This window comes from Thermodesulfobacteriota bacterium (genome assembly GCA_040756475.1).
Taxonomy (GTDB): domain Bacteria; phylum Desulfobacterota; class Deferrisomatia; order Deferrisomatales; family JACRMM01; genus JBFLZB01.
On sequence record JBFLZB010000094.1, the window covers coordinates 1 to 17,991 of the forward strand.

Here is a 17,991-nt window from a genome sequence, read left to right on the forward strand (position 1 = left end):
CTTGGGCCCGAGGGTGAGGTGATTGCCGCACAGCGTGCTCAGCCCGATTACGTGGACGCCTTCCTGGAGCGCCGCGTCGACGATGTCTTCGGGGAAGCTGTTGCCCAGGTAAACCACCTCTACGCCCGCGTCGCGCAGGAACCGGGACACCATCACGGCGCCGCGCCAGTGGATGTCGAGCCCGAGTTTTGCAATGAGAACCTTCGGTTTGTCTGCCATCGTCTACTCCTCCGTTGTGGCCTCGCTCTTGAACAGGGAGATCGTCTACTTCAAGGGGAACTTCCAGAGCCCGAACTCCTGGCGGTACACCTCCTGAATCTCGCCGAGCGTGGCAAACGCGCGCACCGCGTCCATGACGTAGGGCATCACGTTTTCGGACGTGTGGCATGCCTCGCGCAGCTTGCTCAGGCACTTCTTCACCTGATCGTTGTTCCGGGTCTCCCGCAGGGTTCGCAGCTTGTCCACCTGGGTGGCGCAGACGTTCGGGGGGTATCGGAAGACCTCGATCTGCTCGGCTTCCCGGCCTTCCTGCGGAAAGTAGTTCACCCCCACGACCTTGCGGTCTCCGCTCTCGATCGCCCGCTGCGTCTCGTAAGCGTAATTCGCGATCTCCCGGTGCATCCAGCCAGACTCCACTGCCGACACCAGCCCGCCCATCTGATCCATCTTGGCGATGTACGCCTTGATCCGGTCGGCCATCTCGGTCGTCAGGTACTCCACGAAATAGGAGCCGCCGAGGGGATCGACCGTGTTCACGACGTTGGTCTCCACGCCGAGGATCTGCTGGGTCCGCAAGGAGATCAGGGACGCCTCCTCCGTGGGAGCCGAGTAGGCTTCGTCGTAGGAGTCGATGTGCATGGACTGGGCGCCGCCGAGGATGGCCGCCAGGCCCTGGATCGCGGAGCGTGCCACGTTGTTGAGCGGCTCCACCGCGGTCAGGGTGATCCCGGCGGTCTGGACGTGGAAGCGCATGTGCATGGACCGCTCCTTCTGCGCCTTGAAGCGGTCCTTCATGATCTCGTAGTACACCCGGCGCGACGCCCTGCACTTGGCAATTTCTTCGAAGAAGTCGTTGAAGAGATCCCAGAAGAACGAGAGTCGCGGGCCGAAGTCGTCCGGGGCGAGGCCTCGCCGGATCAGCTCCTCCGAGGTCGCAATGGCGTTGGAGAGGGCGACCCCGACCTCGGTCACGGCGTCGGTGCCGGCCTCCCGCAGGTTGTAGCCGTTGTAGCTGATGGGGTTCCAGCGGGGCAGGTTTCGGACGGACCACTCGACCGCGTCGCACTGCAAGCGGAAGGAAGACCGGGGCGGGAGTGTCTCGGGTCCGCTGCCGACGCAGGTCTCCATGATGAAGTCGTTTTGATTCGTGCCGGACAGCTTGGCGAAGGGGATCCCCCGCTTCTCCGCGGCGACGGCGTACATGGCCAGTATGACCGTCGTGGTGCTGGGCAGGTGCGTCACGACCGAGACCGAGACCTGGTCGATGGGAATCCCCTCGTAGAGCTCCTCGATGTCCATGACGGAGTCGACGCAGCAGCCGCAGTCTCCCACGTTGCCCTGGGCCTCCTTGCTGTCGGAGTCGTAGCCCCGGATCGTGGGGAGGTCGAAGAGGGTGTTGACGCCCGTGGCGCCGTGGGCGAGCAGGAACTTGAAGCGCTTGTTGAGGTCGGCGGGGGACCCGAAGCCCGCGAGCTGGCGCTGGGTGAACAGACGGCCCCGGTACATGTTGGGGTAGACCCCGCGGACGAACGGGGGGCGCCCCGAGAACCCGAGGTCCCGGCCGTAGTCCAGGTGCTCGACGTCGAGCGGGGTATACAGGAGCTTCATGGGGATGCCCGACTCGGTCTGGTACCCTGCCTCGTCCGCGACCCCCTTGGCGCTCTGTGTCCGCCAGGCTTCGTACCCCTCGTGGACCTTGTCCAGGCTCTTGCGATCGAAAAGCGACATTTCTAGCCTCCTCTTTGCGTGCGTTTCGGGTTTGCCATCTCTTCGCGGGGCGTCTGGGTGTCGGTGGTCCGTCGGGGGCTGACCGGGCGACGATGTGGCGATGGAAGGCTCTCGGGAGGGACTCCCGCCCCCTCCTTGCCGCGCCCTCCCCGGTCCCGGGGCGGTTTGCCCGAAGCGGCGGGCGCGTCGGCTCCCGAGACCGCCCGGCGGGCCTTGTGGGCCATTTGCGGGAACAGGTGCTGCCAGACCATGCGTCCGGCATCATAGGTGTCGATGTCTCCCTCCTCGACCCCCCTGCGGATCGCGCTGCCCTCTTCGTCGGAGGTCAGATACTCGGAGACCAGACGGGAGAAACTCTCTTCCATCAGGCGGTCCAACGACCTCGCCCGCCGGGCCTTGCGCAGGGTCTCGATCTCCCCCGTGTCGACCAGGTGCCGGTATCTCTCGATGAGGTGGGCGCCGAGCTCGGGAACCCCGGTACCCCGGCTCGCGACCGTCGGGACGACCGGCGCAATCCAGCTCCCCTCGGCGTAGGTCGCGACGTCCTGCCGCAAGGACTGGACGGCCTGCTCCGCCTCCGGGTTGTCGGCCTTGTTCACGACGAAGATATGGCCGATCTCCATGATTCCGGCCTTGGCCACCTGGATCTGGTCGCCGAGGCCGGGTACGGTCACGAGCACCACGGTGTCGGCCATGCCGATCACCTCCACCTCGGTCTGCCCCACGCCCACCGTCTCCACCAGCACGATCTCCTTGCCGGAAGCCTGGAGGAGGTCTACCACGTCCCGGGCCGCGGAGGCGGTGCCGCCCAGGTGTCCCCGGGTGGCCATGCTGCGGATGAAGCATCCCTTGCGCTTGCTGAGGTTCGTGAATCGGACCCGGTCTCCCAGGAGCGCGCCGCCCCGGAAGGGGCTCGACGGATCGATGCAGACGACGCCTAGGGTGTATCCCTGGTCGAGGAGCCAGCACCCCAGGGTGTCGATCAGCGTGCTCTTTCCTGCCCCCGGCACCCCGGTGATCCCCACGATGTACGCGTTGCGGCGCAGGCGGGAGCAGGCCCGCAGGAGCTCGTGCTTCTCGGGCGCGTCATTGCCGTTCTCGATGAGGTTCGCCAACCGCCCAGTGGCCAGGACGTCGCCCTGGAGAAATCGCTCGAAGTACTGGGACCACGTCGCCGCCACGGAAACCCTCCTAGATCATCCGTTCCTGTCCTGCCCAGTACTTTTGCTTGACGAGCCGCTTGAGAATCTTGCCGGTAGCGGTCTTGGGCAGATCGTCCGCAAAGTCGACCGACCGCGGGCGCTTGTAGCCCGCGAGCCTGCCCTTGCAGAACTCCAGGATCTCCTCTTCCGATGTCTGGGCGTCTTCCTTGAGGACCACCACGGCTTTGACTTCCTCGCCCCACTTCTCGTTGGGAACTCCCACGACGGCGACCTCGGCTACGGCCGGGTGCTGTACCAGGACCTCTTCGATCTCGAGCGGGTAGATGTTTTCTCCCCCGCTGATGATCATGTCGTTCTTGCGATCGGCCAGGAAATAGAAGCCTTCCTCGTCGATAAAGGCCATGTCGCCCGCGGTGACCCACTCGCCGTCGATGGCGCTCTTGGACTTTTCCGGGTCCTTGTAGTACCCGGCGAAGGCCGCAGGAGTCTTGGCCCACAGGGTGCCGATCTTGCCGGGCTCGGTGACGAGATTGCCGTCCTCGTCGACGAGCTTGATGGTGATGCCGGGGTTGGGGAGTCCGATGGAGCGGACCTTTCGCTTCTGGTCTTTGTGACGAAGCGTCGTGAGTGCGCCCGTCTCCGTGGAGCCGTATCCTTCGCTGAAGCTCGCTTTGCGGAAGAACTCGAGGGCGGCTTCCTTGGTTTTGGTGTGCAGGGGCGCCGAGGAGCTGCCGAGCGACGTGAGCGACGTGATGTCGTAGCGGGCCCGCACCTCCTCGGGAAGGTCGAGGATCCGGGTGATCATGGTGGGGACCATGGAGGAGGTCGTCACCTGTTCCTTCGCGATCGTCGAGAGGACCTTTTCCGGGTCGAACTTGCCGGACGGGAAGACGACGTTGGTCCCACCCATCCAAAGGGTGATCAGGGTGGCCCAGATGCTGTTGGAGTGGCACAGGGGCATGATCGCCAGGAATACCCGCTGGGTCATGTCGACGCCTTTGCGGCCGGCGTTGCGCAGGACGGCGTTCTTGACGACCTCGAGGGTGTTTCGCGTCTTGATCATGGCCCCCTTGGGAAATCCGGTCGTTCCCGAGGTGTAGCCGAAGTAGAAGATGTCCGCCTCGCTCAGTTCCACCTCGGGCTCGGTGTCGGGCATTTGTTGAATGAAGTCCTCATAGGACTGGAAGCCCTCGGGCACGTCGGGACCGACAACAAGTATGTTTTCCTTGCTCAAGCGCGACATCTTGCTAAGGTCGAGTGACTTCAGAAGGTTGTCGCCAACGACGAGAGCGATTGCATCAGAGTTGTCGATCACGTATGTAAGTTCCTTGTCGACCAAGCGAAAGTTGACAGGAACGGATATCGCTCCGATGCGCGCGAGGCCGTTGTACATCTCGATGAATTCGAGATTGTTGTGCATGAGAAGGGCAACTTTTTCCTGTCGTTTCACTCCGATGCGGAGCATGGCATGGGCAAGCTTGTTTGCCCTCCGGTTCAATTCCTCGTAGGTCAGTCGTCGGTCCTCGAAGACCACAGCGACCTTGTTCGGATACTTCCAGGAGTTGATTCGGAGGCCGTCGCCAAGGTTCATGGTTCATCTCCCTGTCAGGAATCGGCTGTCCCCGTGGTCATGGTCCGCATTCTACGGAGGACAGACGAAACGGTGTTTTTGCCACCCAGGATCGATAGCAAGGCGTGTGCCACCGATCCGAGGGCTCGCGATCGCCGGGACCCCGTGCGAAAACACCGGCTACGTGGGGTCTGCCTGCACCATGGACCCTCCCGGTGCCGCCTCGAAATATCGTTTGTTCCTGCATGAAACGGCCCGGCGCCGGGCATGCCATCCTGAAACATGTTTGCACGTATGCGCACAAGCGGGCGGACACGGAGTGGTACGCCGATGTCCAACGCGCACGCCCCCGCCGGCAGAACCGGCGGGGGCGTGGGAAGCCCGAGGCAGGGTGCCCGGATCGGCTGCGGTTCAGCCGGCCTGAACGGCCCTGCACGGGGCGGATGCGGTGTCGTCCAGGCTTTGGGCGTCGCGCAGGCCGCGGTTGACCTTGATGGCGCAGAACTCGCCGCACATGGTGCAGACTTCGGCGTCGGCGGGGGCGCACCGCGCTCGTATGGAGCGGGCACGGGCTGGGTCGACGGCCAGCTGAATTTGACGTTCCCAGTCCAGTGCCGCCCGAGCCCTGGCCATGGTGTCGTCCCACTCCCGCGCGCCCGGCACGCCTTTGGCCACGTCGGCGGCGTGGCCCGCGATCCGCGAGGCGATGACACCCTCGCGGACGTCCTCGATCGTGGGGAGGCCCAGGTGCTCGGACGGGGTCACGTAGCAGAGGATGTCGGCCCCCGCCATGGCCGCGATGGCGCCGCCGATGGCGGAGGTGATGTGGTCATAGCCCGGGGCCACGTCCGTGACGAGCGGCCCCAGGACGTAGAAGGGGGCGCCGTGGCACAGGCGCTTTTGCAGCAGGACGTTGGCCTGGATCTGGTCCAGGGGGACGTGTCCCGGTCCCTCGATCATGACTTGCACCCCTGCTTCCCAGGCGCGCCGGGTGAGCTCGCCCAGCACGAGCAGTTCGTGGATCTGCCCCCGATCGGTCGCGTCGGCGAGAGAACCTGGGCGAAATCCGTCGCCCAGGCTCAGGACGACCTCGTGGGCCCGGCAGATTTCGAGGAGCCGGTCGAAGTGCTCGTGGAGCGGATTCTCGGCGTCGTTGTGCTGCATCCACCCCACCGTGAAGGACCCGCCTCGGCTGACGACCCCCAGCAGCCTCGGCTGGTCCAGGAGGTGCTCCACGCCCTTGCGGGTGATCCCGCAGTGAACGGTCACGAAGTCCACGCCCTCCCGGGCTTGTTGATCCACGACCCGGAAGATGTCGTCGGCGGACATCTGGAGAAGAGACCTTCCGCCTTCGACGGCCTGCACCGCGGCCTGGTAGATCGGCACCGTGCCCACGGGCGCGGGGCAGGATGCGAGGATCCGCCGGCGGATCTCGACCAGGGGGCCGCCGGTCGAGAGGTCCATGACCGTATCGGCGCCCGCTGCCAGGGCGGCCTGCAACTTCTTCAGTTCCAGGTCGGGATCCATCTGGTCCTTGGATGTCCCGATGTTGGCATTGACCTTGGTGCGCAGTCCCTTCCCAATCGCAAGGGGCCGGGCGTTTTGCCTTCGCCGGTTCTTGCAGACGATCGCTTCTCCGCGCGCGATCGCCTCCGCCAGGCTCTCCGGATCCACCTTCTCTGCTGCGGCAGCAGCCTGAACCTCCAGGGGAATTGCGCCGCTTCGCACCGTTTCCAAGATCGTCACCGCGTCACCTCACGTTCCCTCGGTGGCACCGCCTCGGCGGCCGCCCGTTGGACTGTCCTTGTGTCCTGCACTGAGCAGCCGATGGTCTATCCCCAGCGTCTCGAAGCGCCGGTACAGGGTCGACCGGGAGATTCCCAGAGCCTCGGCCACACGGCCGACTTTTCCATAGCGAGCCAGGGCGCGCAGGATGAGGTCGCGCTCCTGCTCTCGGAGGCTGTGTCTGTTTCCCCTCCTGCTGTTGGTCCTGCCTTCTTCCTTCCCGGGCCGGCAGCACGGGGAGCGGCCCGCTTCCGGGCGCGCGACGGCAACTTCCCCGGGCAGGTCTGCCAGACCGATCTCCCCGGTGCTGCACACCACGGCCGCCTCCAACACGTTTCGCAGTTCCCGGGCGTTTCCTGGCCAGTCGTAGTGCTCGAGGGCCTTCATCGCCTCCGGCGAGATCGTCTTCTCGGGCAGGTCGTACTGCGCACAGAAGGCCTGGGCGAACTGCTCGGCGAGGGGGAAGATGTCCTCGCGGCGCTCTCGAAGGGGCGGAATGGTGAAACGTGCGCCCGCCAGGCGATAGTAGAGATCCGAGCGGAACGTCCCCTGCTCCACCAACTCCTGCAAGGGGCGGATGGTAGCGGCCACGACCCGGCAGTCCACGGCAACTTCACGCTCCGACCCCACGGGCCGAAAGCTCTTGGCTTCCAGGACCCGAAGCAGCCCCGCCTGCATGTCCAGGGGCATCTCCCCGATCTCGTCCAGAAAGAGGGTGCCCCCGTTTGCCCCCTCGAGCAGCCCCCTACGCCCCTCCGCCACCGCCCCCGTGAAGGCTCCCCGTTCGTACCCGAAAAACGTGCTCTCGAAGAGACGCTTGCTGATCGCCCCGCAGTTCATCGCGACGAGGGGCCCGGAACGCCGGGGGCTCTCCTGGTGAATGGATCGGGCCAGCACTTCCTTGCCCGTGCCCGTCTCTCCGGCGAGCAGGACGTTGAGGTCGGTTCTGGCCACCTTGGCAAGGCCCGTAAGGACCCTCCACAGGGGGGCGTGCCGCGTCAGGAAGTCGCCCCACCGCATCACCTCCGTCAGGGGACCAGGGGCCCGCGGTTTCGGCGCAGGGGCAGGCGTGCTCAAGGGCGGGCGCCGCGCCGGCAAGCGCGTGTCCCCTGTCCAGGCTGAACTCCAGCACGTCGCCTCTTCTCCCGGAGCCGCACGGTCGACTCCGGGCCCAAGGTGTTGCTCGGCCACCGTTGGCTTCTCACCGTCTCGCCCTCTGCGGCGTGCAGGGTCTCCCCCCGTGGCCAGAGGACTGGCGATCACCCGTTCGCCTCCTGTTTGCTCCGACTCCGGCAGCCGGCGTTCTCTCCGGCTCTCTGATCGAAATCCGGCTCGCTCGAGGCGAGCGGATCGACACGTTGCTCTTAGGCGCCCACTGCGTCAAGCCCCGCTTCCTCGGACCGGTGGCCGGGCGATGGGCCGATGCGCCTTACTCGCTCTTGCGCCGGCGCGCCGCACCTTCGCCGCGGTCCATGCGGTCCATGCGGGCCAACGGCAGATCGACTGTCTTGCGCGCGGCGCCCTTTCGGGCGGGGTGGGCTGCGGGGGCGGCGGCCTTTGGGGCGGTCTTGGGCTTGTTGCCGTTGCCGGCGGGGGGCTGTGCCGCCCGGGGCGTCTCGGCCTGGCGCAGCTTGTCCTCGTAGCAGTCGACGCAGATCTCGCGCCCGGCATACTGCTTCTCGACCTGGCTCAGGGTGGCCGGCTTGTACTTGCCCGGCGTGGCCCAGAACATCTGGGACGGCCCGTAGGGGGGCACGTGGGAGAGGTCGTCGCCGGCGATGTTCCACTCCACGGGGTGGTGGATGGGGCGGCCCGCCTTGGTGGTCCACACCGGGAGCGTTCGCTCCATGACCCACTCGAACACGCGCCCGAGCTCCAGCATCCGGTCGATGTCGATGCCCGTGGCGATCCCCATCTCGTCGAGCGCCACCAGAGCGTCTTCCGAGGCGCAGTTGCCCACCTCGTAGGAGTTGGTGTAGAGGGGTCCCGTTCCGATACCCGGCACGCCGTTGACGATGAAGGAGGGCTGCCCGCCCCCCGACCCCAGCGACGCCTCCACGATGCGCGCACCCCCCTGGATGGCGGCCACGGTGTTGGCGATCGACATGCCCCGCGCCTCGTGGAAGTGGGCGATGCGGTACTTGAGCTCGGCGTCGTAGCGCCCGTAGCGGTCCACCAGCGCCGCCATGTACTCGTAGCTGCGCCGCGGGTTGGACTCCCCCGAGGTGTCGCAGGGGGTGAACCGGCGGATCCCCAGGTCCATCCCTTGGTCCATGAGCTCGAAGGTGTTCTCGATGGGGATGGGTCCGGCGCACGCCGACCCGTAGGTGCACGCGATCGCCATGTCGATGAGGAAGCCGTTTTCCTTGGCGATGCGCACCATCTCCGGGATCTCCTTGAAGTACTCCTGCCGGGTGCGGCCCGAGTTGCGGCACCCGTGCAGGTCCTCCGCCGAGATCGTAAACGCCACGCTCGTGGGCCCGAACCCCTTCTGGGCGCACTCGGCTGCCCGCTCGAAGGCCTTGATGGTCATGCCGTAGCACTTGAGGTGGACGTTGTTCTCCTTGACCGACTTCAGCGAGCTGACCTGCTTGAGCACTTCCTCGGCGTCGCGCGCCTGGGGCAGGAGCTTGGGATGGGCGAAGTTGGTCACCTCGATGTAGCGATAGCCGGCTTTGACCAGCCGGTCGGCAAACCACACCTTGGTCTCGGTGGGGATCACCTTGTCGGCGTGCTGCAAGCCGTCTCGGAGCAGAAGCTCCAGCATGGTGACCTTCTCGGGCAAAAGGCTCGAAAACGGGTTGTGCCTCATGGCGTGTCTCCTCGGAGGTTCACCGGTGCCCGGGGCACCGCTGGTCGTCGGGGTCGGTGGCAAAACACACGGCGGGAGGCCAGCCGGTGGCTTCCCGTTCGGTCCCGGCCCCGGCTGCCTCCCGACGGTGCCGGGCCCTTCCGGGTCCCGGCCGCAGGATTCTCCGCGGGTCTCAGGCCGGTCGGCCTTCCCAGGGCCGATCCGCAAACTTCGTTTCGGTTTGGCAAGTCGTTACAGCAAGCCCTGTGCCAGGAGACGACGCCGTGACCCTTTCGGGGCGCCGGCGCGCAAACCCCGCGGGGCCCGTCTTCCAAGCCTTCCCCCTCGCCCCCGCAAACGAGATGGTGTTTGTACTACCGCGCAACACCCCGGCTCACAACGCCTCACCCTGCGACAGCTTCGTGGGGTGTTTCACTTGCCGTCGCACCAAATAAACGATGTTTCGCCCGCGGCCGACTCGGGCGCGCCTCGTGGCATCGGGGTGTGGACGGTCTGGGCCGGACCCCGCTGGGGCGGGCGGTACGCGGCTTGCTTGCGAAGCGGAGGGGACAGAGACGGTGTCTCGGACTCAGGTGAGGAGCGGGCGCATGTGCAACGCAGCCACCCGGCCGCAAGGCGAGCCGATCCAGGGGTTTGGAGCGGCGACGTGACCTTTCGGAAAGTCCTGATCGCCAACCGGGGGGAGATCGCGGTCCGTGTCCAGGGCGCGTGTCGGGAGCTTGGCATCCCCACCGTAGCGATCTACACCGAGGACGACTCCGATTCGCTTCACGTCTCGAGGGCGGACGAGGCCATTCTCGTCGAACCGGGGCCGCGGGAGGGCTATCTCGATCCCGACCAGATCACCGAGGCCGCCGTCCGGACGGGCGCCGACGCGGTGCACCCCGGGTATGGATATCTCTCGGAGCAACCCGCCCTCCCGCTTGCCCTTCGGCAACGGAACATCGCCTTCATCGGGCCGAGCCCGCGGACCATCGAGGTCATGGGCGACAACCTGACGGCCCGAACCGTCGCGGAATCAGCGGGACTGCCCGTCGTGCCGGCCTCTCCCGCCCTTGCCGGGCTGCGTGACGCCGCCCAATGGGCCGACCGCATCGGGTATCCGGTCGTGCTCAGGGCGAGGGCGGCGGGCGAGGGCCGAAAGTGCTGGAAGGCCGGGTCGGCCCAGGCGCTGGAGACCGCTCTTCGGCAGACCACGCCCGACGACTGCGGTGCGGACGCGGGGGGCCGGAGGATCTACCTGGAGAAGTTCGTCCCGGAGCCCAAGCACATCGAAATCCAGGTGGCCTGCGACAAACGGGGCAACCGCGTGCAACTGGGCGAGAGGGACTGTTCGATCCGGCGGCGCAACCGCAAGCTCATCGAGATCACACCCTCCCTGGCCCTGGGCGAGAAGGCCCGCCGTGATTTGGGGGAGGCTGCCCTGCGACTGTGCGCCGCCCTGGAGTACGACACGGTCGGGGGAGTCGAGTTCCTGGTCGACGGGGACGGCCGTTTCTTCTTCTCTCGGATGACGACGCGGCTGGGGACCGGGCACGCGGTCACCGAGCTCGTGACCGGGGTCGACCTCGTCAAGGAGATGATTCGAGCGGCAGCCGGCCAGCCACTTTCCTTTTCCCGGGAGGACGTCTCGCCCCGGGGCTTTGCCATCGAGTGCCGGATCCACGCGCAGGACCCCCGGCGAAACTTCTCCCGGTCCACGGGGAGGATAACCCGGTATCTGTCGCCGGGGGGGATCGGCGTGCGGCTCGACTCGTCCCTCCACGCCGGCTGCGAGGCGCTTGCGGACGTCGAGCCCCTGATCTCCAAGCTCAGCGTGTGGGGGCGCGACTGGGACGAGGCCCTGGCCCGGATGTCACGCGCTCTCCATGAGTACGTGATCCGCGGGCTCCAGACGACCGTGCCGTTTTGCGAGAAGCTGGTCGCCGACCCGGACTTTCGGGCCGGCCGCTTCACGACCCATCTCATGGAGGAGAAGATCGACGCGTTTCGGTACCCGGAACCGGTGGAGCCCCTGGATCCCTTCTTTGTCTCCGGTGCAGCGCTGTTTGCCCACTTTCTGGCGGGAGGGCTGCCCACGGCATCGGTCCACCCGGGAGGGGAGCAGTGAGATCTCCGGCGGAGATCCACGACCTGAGCCTCCGGGAGGCCATCGGCGACTTCGTGAGCTATCACGTCCGCGCCGTAGAGTTGAGCGAGGTCCTTCGGCTCCTGGACCGGGTGGGGTTTGCCAGCATCGACGCCTTCGGCGGTACCACCTTTCTCCCCACCATGAAGATCCTGGGCGAGGACCCCTGGGAGCGGCTGCGGGCCATCCGGCGCTCCGTCACGGCCACGCCCCTGCAAGCGGTGCTGCGCGGGCAGTTCGTCTTCTCGTCCAGGAGAGCTCCGCTGTCCACGATTCGGGCCACGCTGCACCACCTGCGCCACCTGGGCGTGGACCGGATCAAGGTAGTGGACCTCGGCCTCGACCACGTCGGCGCCCAGGGAGTCGTGGCGATGGCCAAGGACCTGGGGTTTGGCACCACCGCCACCATCTCCATCCCCTGGGGCCGGGGGGGCGGCGCGGGTACCGACCTGTGCGCGTTGGCGGCCGGGTACGTCGCGGCAGGGGCGGACGCCATCGGCCTCCAGGACCCGTTCGGGGCCCTGAACCCCGTGGAGCTCGGCGACCTGGTGGGGCGTTACGTGGCCGGGTGCGCCGTGCCCCTGAGGCTCCACCTCCACGACGCCAATCTCCTGGCCGTGGCGGGAGTCCACGCGGGGTTGCAAGCCGGCGCCCGGGCGGTGGACACCACGGTCTCGGCGCTCTCCTGGGCCTACAGTCCCCCTCCAGCCGAAGCGGTGCTCATGGCACTGCGCGGCGGTCCTTTCGAGCCGGACATCGACGTCCATGCCCTCGAGGAAGCCGCGGCGTGGTTCGAGGAGCTCAAGACGAAGAAAGGCTTCCTGTACCGGGAGCTCTACGGCGTGGATCATGCAAACTTCCGGGGCGAGCTTCCCGCGGCCGTGCGGCGGGCCCTGGAGGACGAGCTGCGCGAGCGGGGGAGGGCCGATCTCGGGGAGGCAGCCTGGAAGGCGGTGCCCCCGGTCTGGGATGCGTTGGGCAGGCCACCGCTCTTGAATCCTCTCGTCCGGGCCATCTGCAGCCAGGCCATCGAGGAGGTCCTGTCGGGCTCCCCCTTTGAGCGGCTCGACCCCAAGGTGTCTGCGTATCTGAGGGGCGACTTCGGGCCGCCGAGGCCGGAGGCCCGAAGCGACCTGGTGAAGAGGGCCGAGGCCGAAGAGCCGGGGGCGCCGGCGCTCCTGCCCGACGTGAACGAGCTGGATCCCGCCGACTTCGCTTCGGAGGACGACCGCCTCACCTATGCCCTCTTTCCAAGGGTGGCCGGCGATTTCTTCCGCCTGAGGGCCTCCGGCGGACAAGCCCAGCCCGAGGTGTACCCGACTGCGGCCCAGGGGGGCGCAGAAGCCGCGCCCACCATTCCCCGACGGCTCGTGCTCAAGCGTCACGGCGAGGCGCACGAGGTGGTCCTGGAGGGGATGGGACCCCAGGAGTGGGGCAAGCGAACGTTCTTCGTCCGGATCGGGGGGCAGCTTGCCCATCTCGAGGTCACGCTTCCCGAGCCCGGGGCCCCGCCGGTGTATACGGTCTTCCACCACGGCCGCCGCCACCGGGTGGAGTTCGTGGAGGTTTGCCCCCCTGGCAGGGCAAGCGTCCCCGTGCTGTTGCGGGAGGACGGGAACCTCCACGAGGTCCTCTACGCGATTCCCAGGCCCTTCCGGTGGGCGCGCCGCCTGCGGGGGCGCAGATCCCCCCTGGACGAACCGAGCCGACTGACGCAAAGTGAACCGCCACCGGCGGAGTGAAGGGCGGCCTGTTTTCGAGGTCCCTTCCCCGCCCCAACTTCTCGCAACCGAGAGGAGAGAGCCATGAAGGAAGTCGTCATCGTAGGTGCAGCCCGCACGCCCGTGGGAGCTTTCAACGGAAGCCTGAGCAGCCTGCCGGCGAGCAAGCTGGGTCAGATCGCGGTCGCCGAGGCCCTGCGGAGGGCCAAGGTGGACCCGGCCGACGTGTCCGAGGTCATCCTCGGTCAGATCCTGACCGCGGGCGTCGGTCAGAATCCCGCCCGGCAAGCCGCTGTGGCGGCGGGCATCCCGGTCGAGAGGACCGCAATGACCATCAACCAGGTGTGCGGCTCGGGCCTGCGGGCGGTTGCCCTGGGCTACCAGGCCATCCTCGCCGGGGACAGCGACGTGGTGGTGGCGGGGGGCCAGGAGAGCATGAGCCTGGCGCCCCACTGCGTCCATCTGAGAAATGGCACCAAGATGGGCGCCACAGAACTGGTAGACACGATGATCAAGGACGGCCTGTGGGAGGCGTTCCACGGCTATCACATGGGCAACACGGCCGAGAACGTGGCGAAGAAGTTCGAGATCACCCGGGAAGAGCAGGATCGGTTCGCGGCCGCGTCCCAGCAGAAGGCCGAGGCGGCCCAGAAGTCGGGCCGGTTCAAGGACGAGATCGTGCCGGTGACGATCCCCGGCAAGAAGGGCGACGTCGTGGTCGACACCGACGAGCACCCCAAGCACGGGACGACCGCGGAGACGCTGGCCAAGCTCAAGCCCGCGTTCCAGAAGGACGGCACCGTTACCGCCGGGAACGCGTCGGGCATCAACGACGGCGCGGCGGCGCTGGTGGTGATGACGGCGCAGGAGGCAGCCAAGCGCGGTCTCACCCCTCTTGCCCGCATCGCCTCCTGGGCTACCGCGGGAGTCGATCCCGCGATCATGGGTACCGGGCCCATCGCCGCCACGAAGCGTTGCCTCGAAAAGGCCGGCTGGAAGATCGGCGATCTCGATCTGATCGAGGCCAACGAGGCCTTCGCGGCCCAGGCCCTCTCCGTCAACAAGTCGCTGGGCTGGGACACGGCCAAGGTGAACGTGAACGGCGGGGCCATCGCCCTGGGTCACCCCATCGGGGCTTCCGGCGCACGGGTACTGATCACCCTCTTGTACGAGATGCAGAAGCGCGGCGCCAAGAAGGGCCTCGCTACCCTGTGCATCGGCGGCGGCATGGGCGTCGCCCTGGCCGTGGAGAGGTAAGGGCAGACAAGGCAATGGCCGCGTCCCGGCTCCGGCCGGGGCGCGACTCCCTTTGGGGAGAAGCTGCCGTCTTCCCGCTGGGAATGCCCGGGAGACGGGGGCAGGGGAGGCAAACACGATGGGTGAGGCCCAGATCAAGGACCTCCTGAAGCAGATCGTCCACATCTCGGAGGAGGACTGGCACACGCTGCGGCAGCGCAGCCCGGGCGTGTACCGGTTCTTCGAGCGCATCCAGGACGTGGCCAACGCCCGCATCGTGGCCGAGGTCACCGAGTCGCGTTACTGCGCCGCCGGCCTACAGGTGGGGCAGAGAATCGTAGTGGAGGCAGGTGCGCTCGTGCCGGCCCAGTGCACGGCGCCGCTGTGCATGCGGGCGCTGGGCCCCCTCACGGGGTTCGTCAACACGATCCTGGAGCAGATCGTGGCCGGGGTAGACCCCAACGATCGCGTCTTCATGACCGCGGAGTGCCTGGATCCGGGCCTGGAAGCCGGGGGCCTCGGCAAGGTGAGGTTTCGGGTGACCGTCGAGCCCGTCGGGAAATAGGTCCCGCAGTCCAGAGGGGAACGCCATGTGGATTCGAGCCTGCGGGCCCGTTGCCGACGAGCTGGACCTCCTCGGGTCGCCCAAGAGCTGTGTGTACCTGCTCAAGGGAGACCGCTACCTCCTGGTGGGCGGCGCCGGCCCGTGGATCGTACCGGATCTGGAGCGGCAGTTCGCGGACCTCGGGGTGGATCTCGAACGGATCGACGGGATCTACATCAGCCACAGCCACTTCGACCACTGCGGCGCGGTCCCGTACCTCAGGCGGCGCATCCCGCGGCTCCGGGTCTACGCCTCCGCGGGCGCGGCGGCGATCCTGGCCATGGAGAAGGCCGTCCAGAACATGCGCCGTTTTACGCGGGAGTCCCTGGAGCAGATGGGCGTCCCCGTGGACTTTGGTGGCGTCTCTCTCGACTTCGAGACCTTTCCCCTGGCCCGCGCCCTGGGGGACGGCGACGCGGTGGACCTGGGCGGAGGGGTCCGGCTCGTCACCTTCGAGACTCCCGGCCACAGCCGGTGTTCCCTGACGGCGTACGAGCCGAGCCGGGGCTGGCTCTTTCCCGGCGACTCCATGCCGTTTCCCGGCGCGGACGGCTCGGATCTCGTCTCCACGGCCAGCGAGAGCTTCGTCGTGTTCTGCGACAGCCTGCGAAAGCTCCAGGGGCTCGAGACGTCCCTGTGTGCCTGGGAACACCACGGGGTCCGGACGCAAGCCGATGCGCACACCGTGGTGCGCGACGCCCTCGCGTTCACGGCCCGGTACAAGGCCTCGGTGTGCGACCTCCTGGCCCGAGCTCGGGACCCGGAGCGGGCCGCCGAGGAGGTCTGCCGCAACTGGCTCGCCCAGGCCCAGTTCCCCTTTCTGCCGGAGCGGGTCATGCTCCACATCGCCCGGACCATCGTCGCCAATGCCTCGGGAGAGGTGCTGTGAGGTTTGGGCCCGGCGGCTCGACCCCCGCCCGCGCGGAAGGGCAGTGACCCGTGGCGGCTTCCGGCAAATTTCCGCCTCGGCCCGTGGCGGCGGTGGCCGCGGTGGTCCTTCACGGCGACGCGGTCCTGCTCGTGCGGCGGGGCAAGGAGCCCCACCTGGACCGCTGGAGCTTCCCCGGCGGGTCGATCGAGCCGGGGGAGACGGCCCGCGCGGCCGCCGCCCGGGAGGTGCTCGAAGAGACGGGGGTGCGGGTGCGCGTCCTCGACACCGTCGAGGTCTACGATTCCATCCATCCATCCCTCGGGAGAAGCCCCGGGTTCCACTACTGCATCGCGGAGTTCCTCGCGGTGCCGGAGGGGGATGGGCGCCCCGTGGCCGCAACCGACGTCTCGGAGGCCTGCTGGATTCCCCTCGGGGAGCTCGGGAAGTACCAGATCACCGACGCCATGGGGGAGATTCTGGACAAGGCCCTGGTCCTGCGCGGGCAGCGCCATCCCCTCGCCGGGCTGCCCCGCCGCTCCGTGGCAGGTCTGTACGTCGTTACCGACGACACCCTCGTCCCGGGTCGGAGCCACGCCGACGTGGCAGCCGCCGCCGTGGCGGGCGGTGCGCGTGCGGTCCAGCTCCGGGACAAGCGCCGGCAGGCGGGGGAGTTGGTGGAGCTGGCCCGCAGCCTGCTGCACATCACGCGCCCTGCGGGAGCCCTCCTGATCGTCAACGACCGGGTGGACGTGGCGCTGGCTTCGGGGGCCGACGGGGTGCACCTGGGGGTCGACGACCTCGCGGTGGCCGACGCGCGGCGCCTGCTCGGACCGCTGCCGCTCATCGGGTTCAGCCCCGAGACCGACGCCCAGGCCGTGGCGGCCGGCCGGGCCGGGGCCGATTATCTCGGGGTGGGCCCGGTCTTTCCCACCCGCACCAAGGCGGATGCCGGGGCCCCGGTGGGACCGGCCCGGATCGCGGCGCTCGCCCGACTCACGGGCCTTCCGGTCATCGGCATCGGCGGCATCCGCCTCGAGGGGGTCGGCCAGGTCATGGAAGCGGGGGCCGCAGGTGTCGCGGTCGTCTCCGCGGTCGCCGCGGCGGCGGACATGGAGCGGGCTGCTCGCGGCTTCGCCGAGGCGGTCCGCCGGGCGGCGGCCGGCCGGTAAAGAGGGCGCCGCAGGGTTGCTTCCCCGGATGCCTCGAGGAGGACCCTCAGGGGCCGTCTGGGTTTCCCAGCCAGCTGGGAGGCATCGGCACGGCCGTGACCTCTCCGCGGGCCCGGATCTCCCCGGCGGCCGAGATGGTGACCTGGACGAGCGCCTTGCGCCCCCGGGTCTCCCTGACGTGGGCCCGCAGCTCGAGGAGCGTGGCGGCCGGCGTGGGCTTGAGGAAGTCGACGTGGAGGGAGGCCGTCACGTAGCGCGGGAGGGGAGTGGCGTCGAGGGGGCCTCCTGCTTCGTGGGCTGCGGCGGCAGCGGCAGCCGTGGCACAGCCGTGGCAGTCGACCAACGACGCCAGGAGCCCTCCATAGAGATATCCGGGGATCCCGATGTGATACGGCCTGGGCTCGAAGGTGGCCACGCCCTCGCGGCCGTTCCAGAAACTGCGCAGGTGAAGTCCGTCTTTGTTGAGGCGGCCGCAGCCGTAGCAGCGGCTCCCGTCGCCGCTGTAGTGGTCCTGGATGGACTTCTGGGTCTGCACCATGGATCTTCTCCTCTCGCGGCAGGACGTTGGGATATGCCCGTTGTCGGGCCCCACGGGGCTTGTCCGGTTGGGGCTCCACGGCAAGGTGGAGCCGGCTTGCAAGGAGCAGGCCAGAAGGTGGCGACGCATGTCTCTGGCACGGCTCTTGCTGTGTACCCTCTCGCATCTCGTTGGGCGTGAGACACCCGCCGGGGCATCCGGACCGCCCTTGACCTTGCCCCGTCCCGCGGCGGGGGAGGGCAGGTCGACGAGGAGAGCGCCGGACCACGGTGCGTTCCCACCCGTTGCGGCGAGCCCGCACCTTTACCACGAAGGGTGAACCCATGTACCCGAACTTCGAGGAAGCCCTGTTGGCGCTGATCATCGGCATGGGAGGGGTGATGGCCTTCCTCACCGTGCTAACGCTGGTCACCGGGATGATCACGCGGGTGTGGAAGGATCCGAGCG

14 protein-coding genes are annotated in these 17,991 nt (G+C 67.8%); 6 read left to right on the forward strand and 8 right to left on the reverse strand.

Annotation, left to right across the window (positions count from 1 at the left end):
• The 7 genes from AB1578_13940 to AB1578_13970 all read right to left on the reverse strand — a co-directional run.
• On the reverse strand, window positions 1–219 hold a 219-nt coding region (locus AB1578_13940; GenBank protein MEW6489002.1), incomplete at its 3' end, for a cobalamin-dependent protein.
• Between the two features lie 45 nt (window positions 220–264).
• Window positions 265–1,947, reverse strand: a complete 1,683-nt coding sequence (locus tag AB1578_13945) for a methylmalonyl-CoA mutase family protein (protein ID MEW6489003.1) — start codon at window positions 1,945–1,947, stop codon at window positions 265–267.
• A gap of 2 nt (window positions 1,948–1,949) precedes the next feature.
• Window positions 1,950–3,128, reverse strand: coding sequence for a methylmalonyl Co-A mutase-associated GTPase MeaB (gene meaB / locus AB1578_13950; protein ID MEW6489004.1), 1,179 nt, complete (start codon window positions 3,126–3,128; stop codon window positions 1,950–1,952).
• Between the two features lie 10 nt (window positions 3,129–3,138).
• Window positions 3,139–4,701, reverse strand: a complete 1,563-nt coding sequence (locus AB1578_13955; GenBank protein MEW6489005.1) for a long-chain-fatty-acid--CoA ligase — start codon at window positions 4,699–4,701, stop codon at window positions 3,139–3,141.
• Window positions 4,702–5,091: 390 nt separating this feature from the next.
• Window positions 5,092–6,426: a phosphomethylpyrimidine synthase ThiC gene (gene thiC / locus AB1578_13960; GenBank protein ID MEW6489006.1), complete on the reverse strand. Its 1,335-nt coding sequence runs from the start codon at window positions 6,424–6,426 to the stop codon at window positions 5,092–5,094.
• Window positions 6,427–6,435: 9 nt separating this feature from the next.
• Window positions 6,436–7,485, reverse strand: a complete 1,050-nt coding sequence (locus AB1578_13965; protein ID MEW6489007.1) for a sigma 54-interacting transcriptional regulator — start codon at window positions 7,483–7,485, stop codon at window positions 6,436–6,438.
• 409 nt (window positions 7,486–7,894) lie between these two features.
• The gene (locus tag AB1578_13970; protein MEW6489008.1) at window positions 7,895–9,277 is read right to left on the reverse strand and encodes a hypothetical protein; all 1,383 of its coding nucleotides are present in this window, start codon (window positions 9,275–9,277) and stop codon (window positions 7,895–7,897) included.
• A gap of 646 nt (window positions 9,278–9,923) precedes the next feature.
• Between AB1578_13970 and AB1578_13975 the strand changes: the two genes are divergently transcribed.
• The 6 genes from AB1578_13975 to thiE all read left to right on the forward strand — a co-directional run bounded on the left by AB1578_13975 (window position 9,924) and on the right by thiE (window position 17,006).
• Entirely contained in the window at window positions 9,924–11,387 is a 1,464-nt protein-coding gene (locus AB1578_13975; protein MEW6489009.1) for a biotin carboxylase N-terminal domain-containing protein, read from the forward strand.
• A complete protein-coding gene (locus AB1578_13980; GenBank protein MEW6489010.1) occupies window positions 11,384–13,147 on the forward strand; it encodes a hypothetical protein in 1,764 nt (587 codons plus the stop codon). The genes AB1578_13975 and AB1578_13980 overlap by 4 nt, the downstream gene beginning before the upstream one ends.
• Window positions 13,148–13,210: 63 nt before the next feature.
• On the forward strand, window positions 13,211–14,383 hold the full coding sequence (locus tag AB1578_13985) for an acetyl-CoA C-acetyltransferase (GenBank protein ID MEW6489011.1): 1,173 nt from the start codon (window positions 13,211–13,213) through the stop codon (window positions 14,381–14,383).
• A gap of 118 nt (window positions 14,384–14,501) precedes the next feature.
• Window positions 14,502–14,927 (forward strand): hypothetical protein, encoded by a 426-nt coding sequence (locus tag AB1578_13990; protein ID MEW6489012.1) that lies wholly within the window; start codon window positions 14,502–14,504, stop codon window positions 14,925–14,927.
• Between the two features lie 25 nt (window positions 14,928–14,952).
• Complete coding sequence (locus tag AB1578_13995; GenBank protein ID MEW6489013.1) at window positions 14,953–15,855, forward strand: MBL fold metallo-hydrolase; 903 nt, start codon at window positions 14,953–14,955, stop codon at window positions 15,853–15,855.
• Between the two features lie 50 nt (window positions 15,856–15,905).
• Window positions 15,906–17,006: a thiamine phosphate synthase gene (gene thiE / locus AB1578_14000; protein MEW6489014.1), complete on the forward strand. Its 1,101-nt coding sequence runs from the start codon at window positions 15,906–15,908 to the stop codon at window positions 17,004–17,006.
• A gap of 46 nt (window positions 17,007–17,052) precedes the next feature.
• On the opposite strand, the gene AB1578_14005 is transcribed toward thiE, so the two are convergent.
• Window positions 17,053–17,544, reverse strand: a complete 492-nt coding sequence (locus AB1578_14005; protein MEW6489015.1) for a PaaI family thioesterase — start codon at window positions 17,542–17,544, stop codon at window positions 17,053–17,055.
• Between the last annotated feature and the right edge of the window lie 447 nt (window positions 17,545–17,991).